Genomic DNA, 21,338 nt, shown 5'->3' on the forward strand with positions numbered 1-21,338 from the left:
CCGTTACGTAGCAGCATAAAACAACTTAGCACCCTTGCCAAACCGGATAGAAGGGTTAATTTTGTACATATCCTGTTCTTAAAAAAGGCTAATAATTGGCAAAGGCACCTAAAGAAACCCCGCTTAATAAACAATATAATGAGATCAAGGCCAAGTATCCGGGAGCATTATTGCTGTTTCGGGTGGGAGATTTCTACGAGACATTTGGTGAAGATGCGATAAGGGCTTCTAAAATTCTTGGTATTGTTCTTACGCGCAGGAATAATGGCGGTGCGCATGAAGAGTTAGCGGGGTTTCCACATCATTCTCTTGATAATTACCTTCCCAAACTGGTCCGAGCAGGTGAACGTGTGGCGATTTGTGACCAGCTTGAAGATCCTGCAACTGCCAAAGGAATTGTCAAGCGCGGTGTTACGGAGCTGGTTACACCCGGTGTTTCACTCAATGATAATGTACTGGATGTCCGCAGAAACAATTACCTGGCTGCGGTTCATGTCGGTCAGGATGGCTCGTACGGCGTGGCTTTCCTTGATATTTCCACAGGTGAATTTATGACCGCGCAGGGCAATGCGGCCTATGTTGATAAAATGCTTCAGGGTTTTTCTCCCGCAGAAGTATTGTTCTGCAAAAGACACAAGCAAGAGTTCAATCAGCTTTTCGGAGGTAAATACCACACCTTTCAGTTGGATGAATGGTGTTTTGGCTATGAATACGGATTTGAGCAGCTGACCACCCATTTTCAGACCACTACTTTAAAGGGTTATGGAATTGATACGCTCCCGCTGGGGATCATAGCAGCGGGTGTTATCCTGCATTATCTGCGTGAAACAGAGCATAGGGAAGTAGGGCACATCGGACGGATTACCCGGCTGGAAGAAGATAAATATGTGTGGCTGGACCGCTTTACGGTCCGGAACCTCGAACTGATATTTCCACAGCAGGAGGGGGGCGTGCCGCTGATCCAGATCCTTGATCAGACTGTTACGCCTATGGGAGCAAGGCTTCTGAGAAAATGGGTAGTACTGCCCTTGAAGGAAAAACTTGCTATAGAAGAACGTCTTTCGACGGTAGGGCACTTCATCCAGAATGAAGATCTGCATGACACAGTTATTCAGCATCTCAAACAGATTGGTGACCTGGAAAGGCTGATTTCCAAAGTGGCAGTGCGGCGGATCAATCCCCGTGAAATGTATCAGCTCAAGAAATCACTGAAACAGATCGAGCCGATCAAAAACTTATTCACGAGTATTGTTCAGAAAAAAGAGAAAGACGGCAATGTGGGGCCGGCTTCAGAAATTCTGAAAAAATATGCTGACCAGCTAAATCCATGTAGTTTTCTGATCGAAAAAATTGAAAACGAATTACGGGAAGATGCGCCGGTATTGTCTAACCAGGGCCGCATGATCAAGACGGGCGTAGATACCGAACTGGATGAACTGCATGCAATTTCTTATGAAGGCAAGGATTATCTGCTTAAACTCCAGAACAGGGAAATTGAACGCACAGGCATTGGCTCGCTCAAAATTGCATACAACAAAGTTTTCGGATATTATCTGGAAGTAACACATGCACATCAGAATAAAGTGCCGGCCGACTGGATCAGGAAGCAAACATTGGTCAACGCGGAGCGCTATATCACCCCTGAGCTCAAAGAATACGAAGAGAAGATACTGAATGCGGAAGACAAGATCGGTGCGATCGAATTCCGGATTTTTAATGAAATTGTGCATACTGCTGCGGAATATGTCAATACAATCCAGCAAAATGCACTGGTCATTTCTACCCTCGATGCGCTGAGTTCATTTGCAACGGTAGCGCGTAAAAACAATTATTCCAAACCAGTGATCACCGAAGGCCACGAGCTGGATATTAAAGATGGCCGGCATCCGGTGATCGAGCAGCAGTTGCCGCTGGGCGAAAGCTATGTTCCCAACGACCTCTTTCTGGACGACGTTGCGCAGCAGATTATCATCATTACGGGCCCAAACATGGCTGGTAAATCGGCTCTGCTGCGGCAAACAGCACTGATTGTGCTGATGGCGCAAATGGGAAGTTACGTACCGGCAAAGGCCGCTTCTATAGGGTTGGTTGACAAGATCTTCACAAGGGTAGGAGCGAGCGATAACCTCAGCCGTGGTGAAAGTACATTCATGGTTGAAATGACTGAAACGGCCAGTATACTCAACAATCTGAGCGACAGGAGCCTGGTTTTGATGGATGAAATCGGGCGGGGAACAAGCACCTACGACGGTGTTTCCATAGCCTGGGCCATCGCCGAATATCTGCATAATCAGCCGGGCTGCAAACCCAAAACGCTTTTTGCTACGCATTATCATGAGCTTAATCAGCTGGCAGAGGATTTTCCGCGCATCAAAAACTTTAATGTAGCCGTAAAGGAAGTAGACAACAAAGTGATTTTTCTCAGAAAATTGAAGCCGGGCGGAAGTGCACACAGCTTTGGTATTCACGTTGCCCAGATCGCGGGGATGCCTCAGCCGATCGTTTTGAGAGCAAGCGAGATCATGCGCCATCTCGAGAAAGACCATGTTACCCAGGCACATAAAAAAAACGTGAAGGAAATTCCTAAAAACAACTTCCAGCTCAGCATTTTCGAACCGGCCGATCCGCGACTGGAGGAAATGAAGGAGAAGTTGTTGCTCGTAGATGTAAACACCCTGTCGCCCATTGAGGCCCTTTTGAAACTTAATGAGTTCCAAAAGATTGTACAGAAGGAGAATTAAGGATGGAATGTTTTGAATCTTAAATTTTGTATCACAATTAAATAATCTCCTATTAACCTTTTATGAAAAATTCAATGCGTTTTCAGTTGATGGCTATGATGTTCCTGCTATATTTTGTGTGGGGAGCATGGTATGGGCAAATGAGTAAATACATGTTTACACAGCTCGGAGCCACGGGTGGGCAGGTTGGGAACGCTTATGCTGCATTTTCTATCGCCATGATTATTGCCCCATTTTTTGTGGGAATGATCGCTGACCGCTATTTTGCTGCTCAAAAAGTTCTGGGCGTGCTTAGCCTTTTGGGTGCTGGGATTTTGTACGTTCTTACCGGTATAAAAGACGCAGATACATTTTTTTGGGTGATCCTGGCTTATTGTATCACTTTCGCGCCTGCGATGTCCCTCACAACTTCTATCGCGATGCAGCACGTGAAGGATTCGGAAAAGGATTTCCCTTCGATACGTGTAATGGGAACTGTGGCCTGGATCGTGGTGACCAACATAGTGGGTTATTATGGTTTCGGGGATAAAGTAACAATTTTTCAACTTTCGATGTTTGCGGCGGCTTTCCTGGGTGTTTTCTCGTTTTTCCTGCCCAATACACCTCCCAAACCAAGTTCGAACACCTCATTTGCGGATATACTCGGGCTTGATGCTTTCAAACTTTTCAAAGACCGGTCTTTTGCAATTTTCTTCATATCGTCTCTGCTGATCTGTATTCCTTTGTCATTTTACTATGCTATGGCAAACCCGTCTCTTACAGACTCGGGAATGACCAATGTTGAAAATAAAATGTCGCTGGGACAAGCTTCCGAAGTCATCTTTATGTTGCTGATTCCCTTTGCATTCAGTCGTTTTGGTGTTAAATGGATGTTGGTTGTGGGACTTATCGCCTGGATTGTCAGGTTCATCGGCTTCGGCTACGGCGACGCCAATAGTGAATGGCTGCTGTACCTCGCCATTGTGTTGCATGGGGTTTGTTACGATTTCTTTTTTGTTACCGGTCAGATTTATACGGATAGCAAGGCTGGTGAAAAATTCCGCTCTTCCGCTCAGGGGCTTATTTCAATAGCAACTTATGGAATCGGAATGGGAATCGGATCCTGGATAGCGGGCGTAGTGGCAGATATATATACTGTGGACGGTGTAAAGAACTGGACGAGCATCTGGATGGTCCCTGCAGGTATCGCAGCCGTAGTGCTCGTTTTATTTGTACTTTTCTTTAAAGACAACAAAGTAAAAGCTGCCTGATGAAATCTGTGCTGACGATTGGGTTATTGATCTTGTCCAATGCTTTTATGACAATGGCATGGTATGGTCACTTGAAATTCAAAGAACTTGGATGGTTCAGTAAGCTTGGACTGTTCTCGGTCATTCTTTTAAGTTGGGGGATTGCCCTGTTTGAATATTGTTTTCAAGTTCCGGCAAACCGCATAGGTTTCCGGGAAAATGGCGGTCCGTTCTCTTTGGTTGAGCTGAAAGTGATTCAGGAGGTGATCACGCTGGTAATATTTACGGTTTTCACTCTGCTGTTTTTCAAAACCGAGACTTTTCGCTGGAACCACGCAGTCGGGTTTCTTTTCCTGATACTGGCAGTTTATTTTATCTTCAAAAAATAGAAAAACCCTGTAAGATATCCATCAGAATCTTACAGGGTTTTTTATTTCAATATCAGTTTATCTCAATACCAATCGTCGTCGTCGCGATCACGGGTGTAGTCTGTTTTTTTGGAACCGCCTCCGCCTTTCTTGTACTCACCACGTCCAAACCGGTCGTTGTCAGACCTTGACTTTCCCCGATCGCCTCCGCCATGTCCGCGATCACTGCTTTTATAACGGTCTCCTCCGCCTCCATATCCTCCTCCGCTGTTGCCGCCACCGCTATATCCGCCGCCACCGCCACTATATCCGCCGCCGCCGCCGCTACTACTTCCACCACTATATCCGCTGCTGGATGGGCGATCGGTACTTCCTGTGCTGCTGCTTCCGCCATCCGGTCTTGGCCGGCTAAATCCTTCTCTTTTGAAATCACTTCTGGGAGCTCCGTTATCGCTTCTTGCTTCTTTTTTCTGCGACTCGTTCACTACCAGCGGCCTTCCATACATTTCTGCTCCGTTCAGTTGACTTATAGCCAGTTTTGCCTGCTCTTCATCGGGCATCTCTACAAACCCGAAACCTTTGCTTTGACGCGTAATTTTGTCAATGATGATTTTCGCGGAGCTCACTGTACCAAATTTTTCGAAAGCTTCACGCAGTTCGCTTTCCTTTAACTTAAAAGAAAGACTCCCAACAAAAATGTCCATGGAAACGCCTGTTTTTGATTGATTTTAGGTTATAAATATATTTATTTTAACTGATATGCTACAACACTGTTCTTCATGAACGTCGGAACATAAACAATTTTTTTAGCGGCATCATAGCCGATATCCGCAGAATTTGTCTTGTCAGCCGAGGTGTCCAGAAGTTTTTCAGTGGTACCGTCTGCTGTAACGTAATATACGACACCTGCCCAACAGGAAACGAGGTATTCGCCCGGCTTCACTTGCTCAATGCCGTCTGTGCTTTTATCCATGCCCTCGGCAACAACTGTAATCTTTTTGTCACTGCTCAGCTTTTTCAATGTTCCGCTGTCAGCAATCAATAGGTCCGAACCCACAGCCAGTAAACCATTGGGCCCGGTAAGATTTTCGAAATAGGTAGTGACCATTCCGTCTTTGAGCAAATGCACCTTCTTTGTTTGCGAATCTGAAACATAGAGGTTGCCTTTTGAATCAATGGTAATGTCGTTCAAAAACTTGGAGTCTTCAACCGCGTACTTTTTAAGGATTTTACCGGTTTTAACATCAATTTCAACAATATCGGTAATATCTGCAACATAAAGTTTTGAACCCGTCAGGCCCATTCCTTTAGGAGCGTTCAAGCCTGTCACCCAGTCCTTGGCAATGATCTTTCCATCCAGGCCAACTTTCGCAATTCCACCCTGGCCGTCTTTTTCACCAGCTTTCCCGTCAATCAGGGCCACATAAAGCAGTTTGCCCTGTGCGCTGTAAAGCACAGACTCAGGAATAGGCAGGGCAGCCTCAGATGCCCAAAGCTGGGTCAATGAATGTTGCGCCTGTAATGACGTTACGTTAAAGACAAATAAACATGCAGTGAAGAAAAGATGTTTGGATTTCATGATGGTCTGGTTTGAAACAGCGTAAAATTTAAGTCGAGCGATCGTTGATGTGAAATGCTTGTGTGGAGCGAGTCTTTGTGATTATTATATCAAAGCTAAATAAAAATGGCCTAACTGCTTGAACAGGTCACTTTTTAATTTTTTTAAATAAATCTTCCTGCCCGTTAAGTATGAAATTCCGGACGTGTGTACGGAAACGCATAATAAAAGCCCTGTCAAAACATTGACAAGGCTTTCATTAATAACTTAGTCTACAATTGTTATTTTTTCTTCGCTTTTTTCTTTGAGGCTTTGGGAGCGGGGGCGGCAGTTTCTTTGGTAAGATCCTTAATGCGGATGTTCCTGAAACGCAGCTCCGAACCATGCCCTAAAAATCCGAGGTGACCGGTGGTACGGCTAAGGCCCGGATGTTCGCGATGATCTGCGGTTCCGTTTTTACTGGCCTCGGCCAGGTCTCCGTCCAGGATCACGGTGCCGTTCAGGGTAACTTTGATCTTGGATCCCTGCACACGGACTTCTTCATAATTCCACTCGCCCAGCGGTTTCAAAAAGCCTCTTTTCGCAGGGATAATGCCATAGGCGGATCCGTGGTACTGATATTCTTTAAGATCTTTGTAAATATCAGCGTCGTTATCCAGGATCTGGATTTCAGTTCCGACGTAAGCTGCGTCGCCTTCCAGAGGCGTCCTGATACCGAGTCCATTATTTGCGCCCGGGGTAAGCTGGAACTCAAAACGGAAATCAAAATCGCTGTATTCGTCTTTTGTATACAAATTGCCTTTTCCGCCTTTTTTCGGATCAACAGCCATTTCGCCGTTGTCAATGAAATAATCCGTTTTGTTGCCGATCCATTCAAACATATTGGTACCGTCGAACAGGACTTTGAACCCGTCGGCTTTTTCGGCTTCCGGTAGCGTAAATTCCTGACGGGGGATCTCGCGGACGTAGATGTCACGGTAGTAGATCAGGTCGCCATGTGCCTGCAATTCAAGCTGTTCTTTTGCAAAAATAGGAAGGTTGCGGTCCCAGTAATTTTCCAGCACCACATCACTGACCACATTGACTCCGTTCAGATCAACCGAAACCCGGTCACCGATCATGGTAATATGAAACGTATTCCACTCTCCCACGGCATTGTCCGCGACCTGTGTGGGTTTGCTTGGGTTTTTCTGATTGTTATACAATCCTCCTGAACCAACCTGCGCACCTACCGACACCCTTGAAGTATCCCAGATTTGTACCTGCGGCGTTCCACGAAGATATATTCCTGCATCGCCTTCTTTCTGGATTTTCCAGTCAACATACATTTCAAAGTCACCGTATTGTTTTACAGTAGCGAGGTTATCGCCATGTCCCGAAAATACCAGGTCGCCATCTTTCGCATACCAGTCTTTCTTGGCAGCTTCGTCTGCTTTTTTCTGTTTTGCGGCCAAAGTATCTGGGCTCATTTTGCCACGTGCTATCGGGTTTTCAACCAAACCTTTCCAGCCGGTGATATCTTTTCCGTTGAACAAAGAAACAAAACCATCGCCTGCTGGCATCTCTGCCAGATGTTTGCGGATAGATTCTTTTTGATATTCAGCATCCTGGCCTTTCAAAACAGAGGATGTTTTGGTCAGCAGTTCACGAATCTCGGTACCATAAATGCCTTTGTTTGAAAGTGCGATCGACATCACAGCCTGAGCAGCAGCCTGCTGAATACCGGCATTCGAGTTGTCAAGATATCTTCCTGCGAACAACAATGCATTGAAAGTCCGGTTGCGTGACAGTTCTTTCAGTATGGCTTCTTTCTGAGCATCAGTTTTGGCAAGTGCCATCGCCTCACGAAGCATGATTACCTTGTTTGCAGGTGTTTTTGTCGATTTTGTTGCCGCTGAGACGTATCCTGTCAGCGCAGCATTGAAATCGTCAGCATCAGAAGTTTTCCCGGCTATGGCAAGCAATTCGTTTGCCGCACTTGCATCGGTCCAGGCAGATAATGCACGGATGGCAGCTTTTTTCCCTGCAGCGTCACTGTTGTTAAAGGCGGAAACTACGGATGCCAATGCTTTTTTGCCACCGATACTAGCCAGAACAGCCAGGTAATGTGCCTGCTTTTCGGTAGGGGATCCCTGCATTTGTTTCAATATAAGATCGCTTTGAGCAACTGCATTTCCCGAGCCTTTCACCGCGACGCTGATTGCGCTTTGTACAGCAGTAATTTCGTCACCGCTGTTTACAGTGTTCAGCAAAGCAAATAGTTGTGGAAGATCATTGCTGGTAGCGAGTGATTTCAAGGCGCTGAACGACGATTTCTTTACTTCCGCATTAGTGCTCGTCAGAAACTTGGAGACAACATTTAGTTTTGAACTAGCAGCCCTTGCAGCCAGAACGTCAATAACTGCGGGTTGGGCGGCTGCGGGTAACGCAGGCAAAGCCGTAGCAAGCTGATCTGCAAGTCCATCGCCTTTGATGGTTAAAAGACTGCTTTTAACAGCTTTGATATCGTCCGCGTTTCCGGTTTTAAGTATTGTGATGAGGTTAGCAATACTGCTTTCCTGTCCTATTCTTCCGGACGCCCATATTGCAGCCAGTTTCACTTTGCTGTCTTTTGAGCTCAAAGCTTTCAGGACAGCACGCAGCGCGTCTTTGGATTGCGCATGACCCAGCATGGTAATGATTTCAGCCTGAACCTCTGGTTTTGCTTTTTTCAGCGCATTCAGCCAGGGCGTCGTGCCGTCGGCCATCAGGTAATGTTGCCCGAGTTTCAAAGCTGCTGCGCGGTATTGCGCATCGGTGCTTTCCATTGCTTTTACCAAAACCGGTACACTTTCGCGTTTTTTGATATCTGAATAGACTTTCAAAGCCGAAGCGCGCGTCGCGGTCTGCTTGGCATCAGGCGTATTTTTAATCAATTCCAAAGCTGCTTTTTCAGCGATAGAAGCATTTCCGTTTTCTGCGAGACGCACGAGGTATTTTAAATAAACTGCTGTTGCATCCGCCTCATCATATCCGTAGGCCACTTTTTGGGCAGCACTTGCCAGGATACTTTCTGAAGAAGGTACGCCGATTTCAGACAATGCATAAACACTCACCTTGCGTAAAGTTACGTCGGCACTTGCGGCTGTTTTTTCAATTGCTCCGGCAGCTTCTCTGTAGCGGCTTTCTCCAAGTGCTTCCGTGATGGCTATCTGATTGGCGCCCTTGGCGCTACTCAATGCCTGTAACAATGCAGCTCCGGCAGCGGGCGAACCTATTCTGGCCAACGCTCTTGAAGCGGGGCTACCCAGTCTTTCGTCGGTCAGATAGGATTTTAGTACCTCTACCGATTCATCTTTTCCAACGGTCTGCAACTGGTAGATCAGGAAATTCTTGCTGTCGGGATCATTTACTTTGGACAATGCTTCTCCGTATGCTTCCGCAGCCGTTTTTCTTAAAGCTTCTTTTCCTGCCTGGGAAGCATAGTAGGTAAAGCCACCCAGCGCATACTGGATTTTAGTATTGTCGCCTTGTCCGAGAGGTTTCAGCATGGAGGCGATATGTACCAATCCCGGCTTGCCGAGGGCTGCGAGGTCGTCCATATTCTTTTTAAGGCCTGCTGCGTTTTCGGATGGCAAATGTGCCAGCAGATCGTTGGCCTTCGTGGCAAGCATCTGATCAGTTTGGGCCATCCCCTGAACTGTAATCAGGAAGAGGGCCAGTAAGGTGTATATGTTTCTTTTCATTTGGGGTATGGCCGTCGGCTGTCTGCTTTCAGCAATTAGCTTTTAGAAATTTCGGTTTAATGAATGTTACGGATTACGGTTAAATCGTCCAGGGGCCGCGCATGGGCTGGTTGATCAGGCGGTTGGCGCCTTCATCATCGATGAATTCCTGTTTTTCGGGATCAAATTTCAGCGAACGTCCCAGTCTCAGTGCCGCCAGTCCCAAGTTAACAATGGTACATGAGCGGTGGCCGTTTTCTTCATTCAACGCGAATTTCTTCCGGTTTTTTACAGCATCCACAAAATCGGTTACCTGCGGTTCGGGATCAGGGAATGCTGCCAGCTTTCTTTCCAGATCAGGGATATCTGACTGGAAATTCGGATAAAGTTTGCCTTTCGGTCCTTCGATATATGCCACGTTTTCATCCTTTGCCTCACCGTCGAGAACGATCTGGCAACCATCTGCATAAGTGTACGTGATCCTGCGCCAGGTGCCTACTGCTTCGGTATGCTGCTGGGGGGCATCAATTTCAACACTTACGGGGCTGGTGTCGTCTTTGCCCAGGAAGTATTGGATCGGGTCAATGTAATGCTGGCCCATATCCCCTAGTCCGCCGCCATCATAATCCCAATACCCGCGGAACGTCTGGTGCACGCGGTGCTCACTATACGGCTTGTAAGGAGCTGGCCCGAGCCACATATCGTAATCCAGCTCCGCAGGGACTTGCTGGGGAACGTTATTCGTTTTTCCTACCCAATAAAATTTCCAGTCGAAACCGGTATGCTTGCTCACCGTAACCTTCAAAGGCCAGCCCAGCAATCCACTCTGAACCAACTTTTTAATAGGTTTTACAGTGGTTTTCATTCCATAAAAATTATCCTCAAACCTGAACCACGTATTTAGCCTGAAAATCCTTCCATGCTGCTGAACGGCTTCTACCAGACGCTTGCCTTCCCCGATTGTGCGGGTCATCGGCTTTTCACACCACACATCTTTGCCGGCACGTGCTGCATCGGCCGCAATGATACCATGCCAGTGGGGAGGGGTCGCAACGTGTACAATATCCACTTCAGGAAGCTGGATCAGCTCGCGGTAATCGGAAAAGGTTTTTACACCTTTATCCACCATACCTACGGCAATATCCAGGTGTTTTTTATCAACATCACAAAGCGCAACTACTTTTGTTCCGGCATAAGGAATATGGCCGCGGCCCATGGAGCCCACTCCCACAATTGCTTTGGTCAGCTGGTCGCTGGGTGCGATAAAGCCTTTCCCCAGAACGTGACGCGGAACAATGGAAAATGTAGCCAGCGTAGCCAGAGAACCTTTGATAAAGCTTCTTCTGGACGCAGAAATGCCTTTCTTTTCTTTCATTAGTCAAGGAAATTTAGGATAGTAAATTTTGTTATTAAGTGGTCGTGAAATTATGACAATATTTATAATGTAACAAAGGCGGATTGGGGTTGCGATTATTAATTTCAGTAATCCCTTTATAATGAAACAGGAATTCCCGTTTCTTTCCTATGCGGCTTTGTTATTCGCACAGTTGCATTAAAATACCGATAGATAATATTACAAAGGGATATTTCCGTGCTTCTTTCTCGGGCGCACATCTACTTTGTTTTCCAGCATTTCAAAAGCTCTGATCAGCTTTTCCCTTGTCTGTTCAGGGTAAATGACTTCATCGATATAGCCCCGGTGTGCGGCGCGGTAGGGATTGGTGAATTTTTCTGTGTAGTCTTCTATTTTCTCGCGCAGTTTTTCTTTCGGATCTTCTGCTTCGGCGATTTCTCTCTTGAAAATAATCTCCGCAGCTCCGCTGGCACCCATTACGGCGATTTCGGCGGTAGGCCAGGCGAAATTCAGGTCCGCGCCGATGTGCTTGGAGTTCATTACATCATACGCGCCTCCGTAAGCTTTTCTGGTTATGACGGTTACGCGGGGGACAGTTGCTTCGCAAAAAGCATACAGAAGCTTCGCTCCGTTGGTAATAATGCCGTTCCATTCCTGATCGGTGCCGGGGAGGAAACCGGGAACGTCTTCCAATACAAGAAGCGGAATATTAAAACTGTCACAAAACCTGACAAACCGGGCTGCTTTCTGGCTTGAATGAATATCCAGGACGCCAGCGAGAACAGCCGGCTGGTTGGCGACGATCCCGATGCTGCGTCCGGCAATGCGGCTGAAACCCACTACAATATTTTCAGCAAAATTTTGGTGTACCTCAAAAAAACTGTCAGGATCGCAAATTTCGCTGATAACTTCGCGCATGTCATAAGGCTGATTTGCGTTGTCCGGAATAATCGTATTGAGGCCGGGCCGCAGCTCGTTTTGTGGTTCATAAGCAAGGCGGGGAGCTTCGTCTTCGCAATTTTGAGGTATGTAGCTCAGCAGTTTCTTTACAGCAATGAGGCACTCGACCTCATTGGGAGACACAAAATGAGTTATTCCCGATTTGGTAGCATGTGTCATGGCACCTCCCAGTTCCTCCGATGTGACTTCTTCATGCGTTACGGTTTTTACCACGTTGGGGCCCGTCACAAACATGTAGCTTGTGTTCTCAACCATCAGGATAAAATCGGTTATCGCGGGCGAATATACGGCGCCACCGGCACAGGGGCCCATTACTGCCGAAATCTGAGGGATGACACCGGAAGCCAATGTATTTTTATAAAAAATATCAGCATATCCCGCCAGGGAAAGTACACCCTCCTGAATGCGCGCACCACCTGAATCATTCAGTCCGATGATCGGTGCGCCGTTTTTCATGGCCAGATCCATCAGCTTGCAGATCTTCTCGGCATGCGTTTCTGACAGTGAGCCGCCAAAAACAGTAAAATCCTGCGCAAAAACATAGGTTAACCTGCCATTGATTTTGGCATAACCCGTCACTACGCCATCGCCCAGGTAATGCTCCTTATCGAGACCAAAGTCTTTGCTTCTGTGCATTACAAACTTGCCGATTTCCTCAAATGAACCTGGGTCGACCAGAACAGCAATACGCTCGCGGGCAGTTAGTTTTCCTTTCGCATGTTGTGCTTTGATCCGCTTTTCCCCCCCTCCTGAATTCGCCTCGGCATTTTTTAAATCCAGTAATTCTTTTTTTGAAGTCACGGCTGGTACTGATTCCATGTAATACGGACGATATGGTTACATTTGTTTTTGAACAGGTCATAAATATAGTGTCATTTTTACTGATTCGGGAAATTATTGCATTCATATGAGGCAGATCGGATGGAGCGTCCATTTTGTATTTTGGTTTCTTTTTGTTTTTGAAGAAACCGCTCATGCGCAGTCTATCGGAGGCAAAAGCAGGCTTGATTTCCTACAGTTGCCGACGCAGGCGAAGAGTACCGCATTAGGTACCAACCATCTTACAATTGGCGGTAATGACCCTGCGATTTTTCTGCAAAATCCTGGCCTCCTTGATTCCACCAAATCCAATAATGTATCACTCAATCTGATGCCCTATCTGGCTGATACCAAATTCCTGAACCTGGCTTATGCCAAACGTTTACAGAAATCGTCGGGGACCTGGGCCGTGGGACTTCAGTATCTGAACTATGGCACTATGGTTGAAACCGACGACATTGGCAATGTTATCGGGGAATTCAGGGCGGCAGATTATGGGCTGTCGGCAGGATACGGGCATACGCTCGGTGCATTTACGCTCGGCGGTACAATAAAGGTGGTAGGGGCTTCTGTGGAAGCCTATAACACCTGGGGCCTTGCGCTGGATTGGGGCGGGGTTTTCAAACATCCCCGTGAGGATATGACGATCGGTTTTGTAGTTAAAAACATAGGGTTTTTAAAACAGAACTATACCGGCGCCACCACGCCGCAGCTTCCGCTCGACATACGCGCAGGGATTACTTTCAAGCCGGAATATATGCCTGTCCGGGTTTCGGTGACAGCGCACCATTTGAATAAATTCGATATGGTTTATAATGACCCCGCCTTGTTTTTTACCTATGATATCAATGGGAACAGGATCCCCAAAAAAACCGGGCTGGCAGAAAAACTGACCAGGCATCTTGCATTAGGCGCCGAAGTATTGATCCATCCCAGTTTCAGGATTTTGCTCGGTTATGACCATCTCAGAAGGCAGGAGCTAAGGTTAACCGACAGGGGTGCTCTTGCTGGATTTTCGTTCGGAGCGTGGCTGCGCATCAAAAGATTTGAAGTAGGGTATGGCCGGGCACAATATGTCCCCGGCTTTGGAAGCAGTTCATTGTCCATCGTTATGAACCTGAAAAACGGATTTGTCCGAGAACCGATCACAGTTTCTCGCCCGATAAAATGATTGCTAATCCATCACTTTTCCTTTGGACAGGCGCAATGTTTTTGTGACGCAGCCGGGGATTTCCTCCGGGTAATGGGATACATAAATCAAAGTTCTTTCCGGCGTGTCACAAATGGCATCGACTACCGATTTAAAGTACTCGATAGCCTCGGTGTCCAATCCCTGGCAAGGTTCGTCGAGGATCAGCAGCGGTGGATTTTTCACAAGTGCCCTGGCCAGGAGTACCATTCTTTGCTGGCCTTTTGAGAGTTGGGAGAAATCTTTTTCAATGAGGTCGTGGACGTGTAAAAGCTCGGCAACTTCATGCACCCGTTCAATTTGGGTATCACTGAGTTTCTTGAAAAATACACCGGTAGCATCAAAAAAACCGGAAGCGATTGTTTTGAAGACCGTTGTATTACGGGGGAAATAGAGATGCAACTCCGGTGATACGTGCCCGATCTTCTGTTTGATATCCCATATTGAAGCGCCGACGCCGCCTCTTTTTCGATCAAATAAATCAAAATCGTTCGCGAAGCGCTGCGGATTGTCCGCGGTGATGATGCTCAGTAATGTGGATTTTCCCGAACCGTTAGCTCCCGACAATGCCCATTTCTCCCCCTTCGCAATTTTCCAGTTTATATGATCCAGAATCAGCTGGTCGTGATAGATAACTTTCGTATTGCGGAGATCGATGGCGTATTGAAATGCAGTGAATTCCGGCTGGCCGAAATGCGATAATTTTTCCGGGTCGGGCTTTGGATAGGCTTTTTCATGGGTGATTTTGTGTTGAAAATCGGCCACCGCATATTTTGCCTCAATCCTTCCCGATTTCATTTCTAAAACATGGGTAATACAGGGGGGGATTTCTGTGGCTGTTGTAGCCATGATAATCATTACACCGGATTCGGACAATTGTGTAAGTGCCCCCCGCAATACCGCTCTGGAATGTACATCCAGCCCGCTGAATGCATTGTCCAGCATCAGAACTTTCGGGTTTTTCAATAGTGATTTTGCTAAAAGCATCCGCCGGGTTTCTCCGTTGGAAAGTGTCACAAACGGGTGATCCAGCAAATGTGTGATGGAGAGTAGCTCGCTTACTTGTGCAAGATTTTCGTCAGATACTTTCGACGGAGCCAGCTTAACAGAATTATCATTGACGGTTCCCACAGGTTTAAGCTGATCGGTCAGGATGGCCTTTACCGTCGGTGCTCTTTCCGCTTCATAGGCATGAAACCGCTGCTGGTAATACTCTGCGCCGCCGCTGACGATCCGGTTGAAGGAGTAGTCGTTGGACACAAGTTCAATGGTATCGCGGAGAGGCCCGTTAAATGAATAGCTGATTTTGCCCTTCCATACCGGCCATTTCCCTGCAATGATATCAAGCAAGATAGTTTTTCCTGCGCCATTAGGGCCCACGACGGCCCAGTTTTGAATGGGTTCAATTTCCCAGTTTATATCGGATAATACGGTTGTATCATATTTGCGGACGGAAATATTGTCGAGGGATATTGAGGACATGGTAAGCAATGATCAGTGGAAAGGCAAATATTGAAAGTTTCGGTTAAAAGAGAAAAAATGAAACCGGCTTTCAACTTAAAACTGACCAGACTACGGATTATGATGTGTAAGTCGAAGATATTTGCCCGGCATGGAGAAGGTGTTTCAAGTAATGGCCGGGTCAAAAAAAGGGTTTACGGACGCTATGTATCCGTAAACCCGAAGCGTTTATTGATGAATTTCGAGGTTAAATTCCTTAACCATTGTAGTAGTGAATGCAGAAAGATCATCTGTTGTTCTGCTGGTTACCAGTCCGTTGTTGGTTACCACGTCCTGGTCAATCCAGATAGCACCTGCATTTTCAAGGTCGTGTTTTATTGCGACGTAGGAAGTCAGAGTGCGGCCCAGAACCACATCGGCATCTATTAAAATCTGCGGTCCATGACAAATTGCGGCCACTGGTTTGTGGGCCATAAAAAACGACTTTACGAATTCAATGGCTTTATGACTGATCCTCAATGCATCCATTCCAAGTACTCCTCCGGGGAGCAGCAGTGCATCGTAATACTCGGCGCGAGCGAGATCCAATGGAACGTCCACCTTATGCTTTTCGCCCCAGTCCAGATGATTCCATCCTCTGACAGAATCTTTATTAGGAGAGATTACATGAGTGGTAGCTCCATTCTGATTTAGGACTTTTCTGGGGCAAGTCATTTCAACCTGCTCAAATCCATCGGCAACTAATATTGCAACTTTGAATGAATTTAGTGATTGTTCCACGTTATGATTTGTACAGGTATAGGTTAGATTATTTGATTAAATAATTGTACAAAAAATATGCCAAAAGAAAGAAACCCCTAAACGGCTCTTTTTCAATACCAATCGTAGCAGAGCATCCACAGGTTGGGATTCGTGATTTTCGGGTACTTCTCACCAACAAAAAAAACAGGAGCGATCTATGAGATGCTCCTGTTTTATAACTATTTCCGGATTCTTATATTTCTACTCCTCCTACATTCTCAAATATCAGATCACCTTGGGAATTAAGTTCCATCATGATCACAGAGTCTTTGGCAACCTGTCCGCTGAGGATTCCTTTGGAGAGCTCATTAAGGATTTTCCGTTGTAAAACCCTTTTCAGAGGTCGCGCTCCAAAAGCAGGATCAAAACCATCTTCGCCCAGCTTGGTCAGCGCTTCGTCGGTAGCATCAAGCGTAATACCTTGTTCTTTCAGCATTTTCTGAATTCCTTTGAACTGGATATCCACGATCTTGCGGATGTTGCTCATTGTTAAAGGCTCAAAAAGAACAATTTCATCAATACGGTTTAGGAATTCCGGCCTTACCGACGCTTTGAGGAGGTCGAGCACCGCTTGTTTGGCTTCTTCAACGATCAAAGTATGGTTCCAGCCTTCGTCCTCCGCGAATTTCTCCTGGATGATATGGCTGCCTATATTGGACGTCATGATAATGATCGTGTTCTTGAAGTTGGCTACCCTGCCTTTGTTATCAGTCAGCCTTCCCTCATCCAATACCTGTAAAAGTATGTTCCAGACGTCAGGGTGCCCTTTTTCTATCTCATCAAGCAGGATCACACTATATGGTTTCCGGCGCACGGCTTCTGTAAGCTGGCCGCCTTCATCATATCCGACATACCCCGGAGGCGCTCCCACCAGCCTGCTTACGGCATGACGTTCCTGGTATTCGCTCATATCGATCCTGACCATGGCATTTTCGTCATTGAACAAATATTCGGCAAGTGTTTTTGCCAATTCAGTCTTGCCCACCCCGGTTGGTCCAAGGAACAAGAAGCTTCCTATCGGACGTTTCGCATCCTGCAAACCTGCACGGCTACGGCGTACGGCATCGGAAACTACCTCTATCGCTTCATTCTGGCCTGCTACGCGCTGATGCAAATGAGCTTCAAGTTGCAGCAGTTTCTCACGGTCACTCTGAAGCATTTTGCTTACAGGTATTCCCGTCCATTTGGCTACAACCTCAGCAATGTCCTCGGGCGTGATTTCTTCCTTCATGAGGCTTTGCGGATCTTCTGATTTCTGAAGTTCCTCCAGCTTGCTTTGTACCTCCGGGATCCGTCCGTAGCGTATCTCTGCTACCTTGCCAAAATCACCGGAACGCTCGGCCTGCTCTGCCTCGAGGCGCAGTTGTTCAGTCTGTTCTTTTAAAGTCCTTACCTCGTTTACCTTGCCTTTTTCATTTTCCCACTGGGCCTGAAGCGCGTTTCTTTCATCGTTCAGATCGGCAATTTCTTTGTTAAGAACAGTTTCTTTATCCTTGTTGTTTTCCCGGCGTATCGCCTCCCGCTCAATTTCGAGCTGCATGATCTTACGGTTCAGCTCATCCAGTTCCTCAGGCACGCTGTCCATTTCAAGGCGTAATTTTGAAGCGGCTTCATCCATCAGGTCAATGGCTTTATCCGGCAGGAAACGGTCGCTGATATACCTGTTGGAAAGCTCGACCGCGGCAATTACGGCGTCATCCTGAATGCGGACACCATGGTGAAGTTCATATTTCTCCTTGATACCACGTAAGATGCTGATAGCGTCAGGAATATCCGGTTCATTGACCATAACAGCCTGGAAGCGACGTTCTAAAGCTTTGTCTTTTTCCATGTACTTCTGATATTCCTTCAACGTGGTAGCGCCGATTGCGTGCAGTTCACCACGTGCAAGCGCAGGTTTCAACAAGTTTGCGGCATCCATGGCGCTTTCGCCCCCACCGCCTGCACCGATCAGGGTATGGATTTCATCAATAAAGAGTACGATCTCGCCTTCGGAGTCCGTCACTTCTTTGATTACCGCCTTAAGACGTTCTTCAAACTCACCCTTATATTTGGCACCCGCGATCAGCAACCCCATATCCAGGGAAGCAATGATCTTGGACTTCAGGTTTTCGGGTACGTCGCCTTGAACGATTCTCTGCGCAAGGCCTTCTACAATTGCTGTTTTACCTACTCCAGGTTCACCCAGGAGAATAGGATTGTTTTTGGTCCGGCGGCTCAATATCTGAAGTACCCGCCTGATTTCTTCGTCCCTGCCAATCACCGGGTCGATTTTCCCTGCTTTGGCAAGTTCATTTAAATTTTTGCTGTATCGTTCCAATGAACGGTATTTCGCTTCTGCGTTTTGATCTTTCACGGGGTTGTTTTTTCCTCTAAGTTCTTTGATTGCGTTAATCAGTTCCTTGTCTTTAAATCCTAACTCTTTCATGAGAGAAGCTGTGGAGTCTTTTCCGCCAAGAATCCCCAATAAAAGCAACTCTATGCTAATGAATTCGTCACCGAACTCTTTGAGATAGTTTTGTGCTTTGCCCGTTGCCGCAGCCATATCATTACCCAGATAAGGCTGGCCTCCGCTTACTCTCGGATAACCGTCAAGTATTTTTTGCAAGCGGGTATTTAAAATTTCAGGGCTTATATTCAGTTTGTTGAGAAGAAATAACGAAGTATTCGGATCCTCTTCCAGAATTGATTTGAAAACATGTCCTGTTTCGATGGCCTGTTGCTGGTTACCCTGGGCCATTTGCGCAGCGTGCTGTATAATTTCCTGCGCCTTGATTGTATATTGGTTAAAATTCATGGCGTTAATTGCTAAGTTGGTTCGTATAAGTTTTACAAAAACTACGTACCGGAAGATTAAACCGGAAATTTTGACGGGTTTTTACTGATTTTGCAAACTGAAGTGTCATTTCGTCAGGAAGGGCTATTGGTTATGTACCTTCATGAAGGGCCAAGTATAGTGCTGCCGGATGTGCAAGTACGTAACAACAAAAAGCCGCAAAGAATCTCTTCATGCGGCCTTTTGTTAACATTAAATTGACTTTTTACAGGTCAGTTTGCGTTTTCAATAAGTCTTCCATTGTTTCACGTCTTCTAACCATTCTTGCCTTCCCATTATCAATCAAAACCTCTGCGGGCCGGAAGCGTGTGTTGTAGTTTGAGCTCATGGTAAGGCCGTAGGCACCTGCATTGGCAAAAGCCAGAATATCTCCCTGCTTTACTTCCGGCAGCTGACGGTCGGAAGCGAAGGTATCCGTTTCGCAAATGTAACCTACCACATTATAGGGTTTCAATTCTCCCGAGGGATTCGAAACATTCAGGATATGGTGGTAAGAGCCGTACATCATAGGCCTGATGAGGTGGTTCAGCCCGGAATCTACGTGAACGAAATTCCTTGCGGGATCTTCCTTCACGACAGTAACTGTTACAAAAAGATGGCCGGATTCACTCACCAGAAACTTGCCCGGTTCAAACCAGAGTTGCAGGTCTCTGCCATACTCTTTACAAAATGTATTGAAGCGTTCAGAGATTTTATTTCCCAATAACTCCATATCCGTAACAGCATCGCCGGGCAGATAAGAAACTTTAAATCCACCTCCCAGGTCAATGATTTCCAGATCGGGGAAATGTTTTGCGGTTTCAAAAAGAATATCGGCAACTTTCAAAAACGGCTCCGCGTCTTTGATATCCGAGCCGGTATGCTGATGTAATCCGATGATCCGGATGCTGTATTTTTTTACTACTTCCAGGATTTGGTCCAGCAACAATACTGAAATGCCAAACTTGGAATCGGCATGCGCCGTCATGATTTTGGCGTTTCCGCCGGCTGCAACATTGGGCTTGATCCTTATGAGACAAGGTTTTGTGTTTCCGTACGTCTGCCCGAACCATTCAAGAAGCGGGATGCTGTCCACATTCACAATAGCTCCTGCTTCCACGGCAGCTCTTACTTCTTCGAAAGGCACGCCACTGGGCGTAAATGTGATCTGGTTACCTTCGTACCCGGCCAGTTTGCCCATTTCAAATTCACCGGGAGAAACCACGTCCAGTTCCACCCCGATTTCCCGCATCAGGCGTAAAACGGCAAGATTGGTATTGGCTTTACAGGCATATTTGATCTTCATGTTGATCCCCGCAAAAGCATGCATAAGTTCCGCTGCTTTTCTCCGTATCGTGGCCCCGTCGTAAACGTAAAGCGGGCTGCCGTACTGTTCGGTCAATTGAACAGGGTCGATCCCCTGAATTGTATAAGTATTTTGATCTGTCAGTTGCATTTTGAAATGGTAATGGAAAACGGATAGTTAAGTTGGGATATCAGCGGCAGTATTTATCAAGATAAATTTCCATTTCCTTTTGTAAGCTTTGCGCCTCTGCCTTTGCCTTTTCTGCAAAATCCCGCCCGTTTCCGGCATAAATAATACTCCTGGACGCATTCACCAGCAATCCGCATCTGTCGTTCATTCCGTATTTGGAAACTTCTTCGAGGCTTCCGCCCTGAGCGCCCACACCAGGTACCAGTAAGAAATGCTGTGGTATGATTGTCCTGATTTTTTCAAATTCAGAAGCCTGGGTTGCGCCCACTACATACATCATCCGTTCGTGACCGGCCCAGGTTTGGGAAGTTTTCAAAACCTGTTCGTATAAAGGCATTCCGCCGGTTTCCAGTCGCTGAAAATCACCACTTCCCGGATTGGATGTTAAGGCAAGAAGGATAACCCATTTGTCTTTGAATTCGAGGAAAGGAGTAACGGAATCGCTTCCCATGTAAGGAGCTACCGTCACCGCATCAAAGTCGAGGCCGGACGAATCAGGTTCAAAAAACGTCCTGGCATATAATCCGGATGTATTTCCGATGTCCCCGCGTTTCGCGTCGGCAATCGTAAAGTGGGTTTTCGGGATGTACTCGATGGTTTTCTGCAGGCTCTCCCAACCCTTTAAGCCTGATGCTTCGTAAAAAGCGATATTGGGTTTGTAGGAAACGCAATAGTCTGCCGTAGCATCTATGATCTGCTTGTTAAACTCAAAAACGGGATCTTTTTCAGACAGTAAATGAGCAGGTATTTTTCTTAAATCTGTATCCAGACCGACACATAAATATGATTTCTTTTGTGATATCTGGTCGAAGAGTGCTTCGTATGTCATGATTTTGCAAATAAT

General features: G+C 46.5%; 14 protein-coding genes. 4 read left to right on the forward strand and 10 right to left on the reverse strand.

All coding sequences use genetic code 11. The annotated features are described in order from the left end of the window. Positions 1-95: 95 nt before the first annotated feature. The 3 genes from mutS (at position 96) to FBF61_RS26415 (ending at position 4,359) form a co-directional block, all read left to right on the forward strand. Entirely contained in the window at positions 96-2,741 is a 2,646-nt protein-coding gene (mutS, locus tag FBF61_RS26405; RefSeq protein ID WP_138483050.1) for a DNA mismatch repair protein MutS, read from the forward strand. Positions 2,742-2,803: 62 nt separating this feature from the next. Further along, positions 2,804-3,991 (forward strand): MFS transporter, encoded by a 1,188-nt coding sequence (locus tag FBF61_RS26410; protein ID WP_138483053.1) that lies wholly within the window; start codon positions 2,804-2,806, stop codon positions 3,989-3,991. Continuing rightward, a complete protein-coding gene (locus FBF61_RS26415) occupies positions 3,991-4,359 on the forward strand; it encodes a DMT family protein (protein WP_138483055.1) in 369 nt (122 codons plus the stop codon). The genes FBF61_RS26410 and FBF61_RS26415 overlap by 1 nt, the downstream gene beginning before the upstream one ends. Positions 4,360-4,421: 62 nt before the next feature. Here the strand turns inward: FBF61_RS26415 and rbp are convergent, their stop codons facing one another. The 5 genes from rbp to FBF61_RS26440 form a co-directional block, all read right to left on the reverse strand. Continuing rightward, positions 4,422-5,042: an RNA-binding regulator gene (gene rbp, locus FBF61_RS26420; protein ID WP_138483057.1), complete on the reverse strand. Its 621-nt coding sequence runs from the start codon at positions 5,040-5,042 to the stop codon at positions 4,422-4,424. Between the two features lie 41 nt (positions 5,043-5,083). Next, positions 5,084-5,917 (reverse strand): SMP-30/gluconolactonase/LRE family protein, encoded by an 834-nt coding sequence (locus FBF61_RS26425; protein ID WP_138483059.1) that lies wholly within the window; start codon positions 5,915-5,917, stop codon positions 5,084-5,086. A 260-nt stretch (positions 5,918-6,177) separates the two neighbouring features. Further along, entirely contained in the window at positions 6,178-9,621 is a 3,444-nt protein-coding gene (locus tag FBF61_RS26430) for a 3-keto-alpha-glucoside-1,2-lyase-like domain-containing protein (RefSeq protein WP_138483061.1), read from the reverse strand. A gap of 79 nt (positions 9,622-9,700) precedes the next feature. Beyond that, complete coding sequence (locus tag FBF61_RS26435) at positions 9,701-10,975, reverse strand: Gfo/Idh/MocA family oxidoreductase (RefSeq protein ID WP_138483063.1); 1,275 nt, start codon at positions 10,973-10,975, stop codon at positions 9,701-9,703. Positions 10,976-11,173: 198 nt separating this feature from the next. Then, positions 11,174-12,733: an acyl-CoA carboxylase subunit beta gene (locus FBF61_RS26440; protein ID WP_138483065.1), complete on the reverse strand. Its 1,560-nt coding sequence runs from the start codon at positions 12,731-12,733 to the stop codon at positions 11,174-11,176. 88 nt (positions 12,734-12,821) lie between these two features. On the opposite strand from FBF61_RS26440, the gene porQ reads away from it, so the two are divergent. Beyond that, entirely contained in the window at positions 12,822-13,904 is a 1,083-nt protein-coding gene (porQ, locus tag FBF61_RS26445) for a type IX secretion system protein PorQ (protein ID WP_138483067.1), read from the forward strand. A 3-nt stretch (positions 13,905-13,907) separates the two neighbouring features. Here the strand turns inward: porQ and FBF61_RS26450 are convergent, their stop codons facing one another. The 5 genes from FBF61_RS26450 to pyrF all read right to left on the reverse strand — a co-directional run bounded on the left by FBF61_RS26450 (position 13,908) and on the right by pyrF (position 21,323). Continuing rightward, positions 13,908-15,404 carry an ATP-binding cassette domain-containing protein gene (locus FBF61_RS26450; protein ID WP_138483069.1) on the reverse strand — a complete coding sequence of 499 codons (1,497 nt, stop codon included), beginning with the start codon at positions 15,402-15,404 and terminating at the stop codon, positions 13,908-13,910. A 207-nt stretch (positions 15,405-15,611) separates the two neighbouring features. Continuing rightward, positions 15,612-16,163: a type 1 glutamine amidotransferase domain-containing protein gene (locus FBF61_RS26455; protein WP_138483071.1), complete on the reverse strand. Its 552-nt coding sequence runs from the start codon at positions 16,161-16,163 to the stop codon at positions 15,612-15,614. Between the two features lie 214 nt (positions 16,164-16,377). Beyond that, positions 16,378-18,981, reverse strand: a complete 2,604-nt coding sequence (gene clpB / locus FBF61_RS26460; protein ID WP_138483073.1) for an ATP-dependent chaperone ClpB — start codon at positions 18,979-18,981, stop codon at positions 16,378-16,380. A 244-nt stretch (positions 18,982-19,225) separates the two neighbouring features. Beyond that, the gene (gene lysA, locus FBF61_RS26465) at positions 19,226-20,455 is read right to left on the reverse strand and encodes a diaminopimelate decarboxylase (RefSeq protein ID WP_138483076.1); all 1,230 of its coding nucleotides are present in this window, start codon (positions 20,453-20,455) and stop codon (positions 19,226-19,228) included. Positions 20,456-20,495: 40 nt separating this feature from the next. Continuing rightward, on the reverse strand, positions 20,496-21,323 hold the full coding sequence (pyrF, locus tag FBF61_RS26470; RefSeq protein ID WP_138483079.1) for an orotidine-5'-phosphate decarboxylase: 828 nt from the start codon (positions 21,321-21,323) through the stop codon (positions 20,496-20,498). Positions 21,324-21,338: the final 15 nt, after the last annotated feature.

The organism is Dyadobacter bucti (assembly GCF_005869225.1).
Classification (GTDB): Bacteria; Bacteroidota; Bacteroidia; order Cytophagales; family Spirosomataceae; genus Dyadobacter; species Dyadobacter bucti.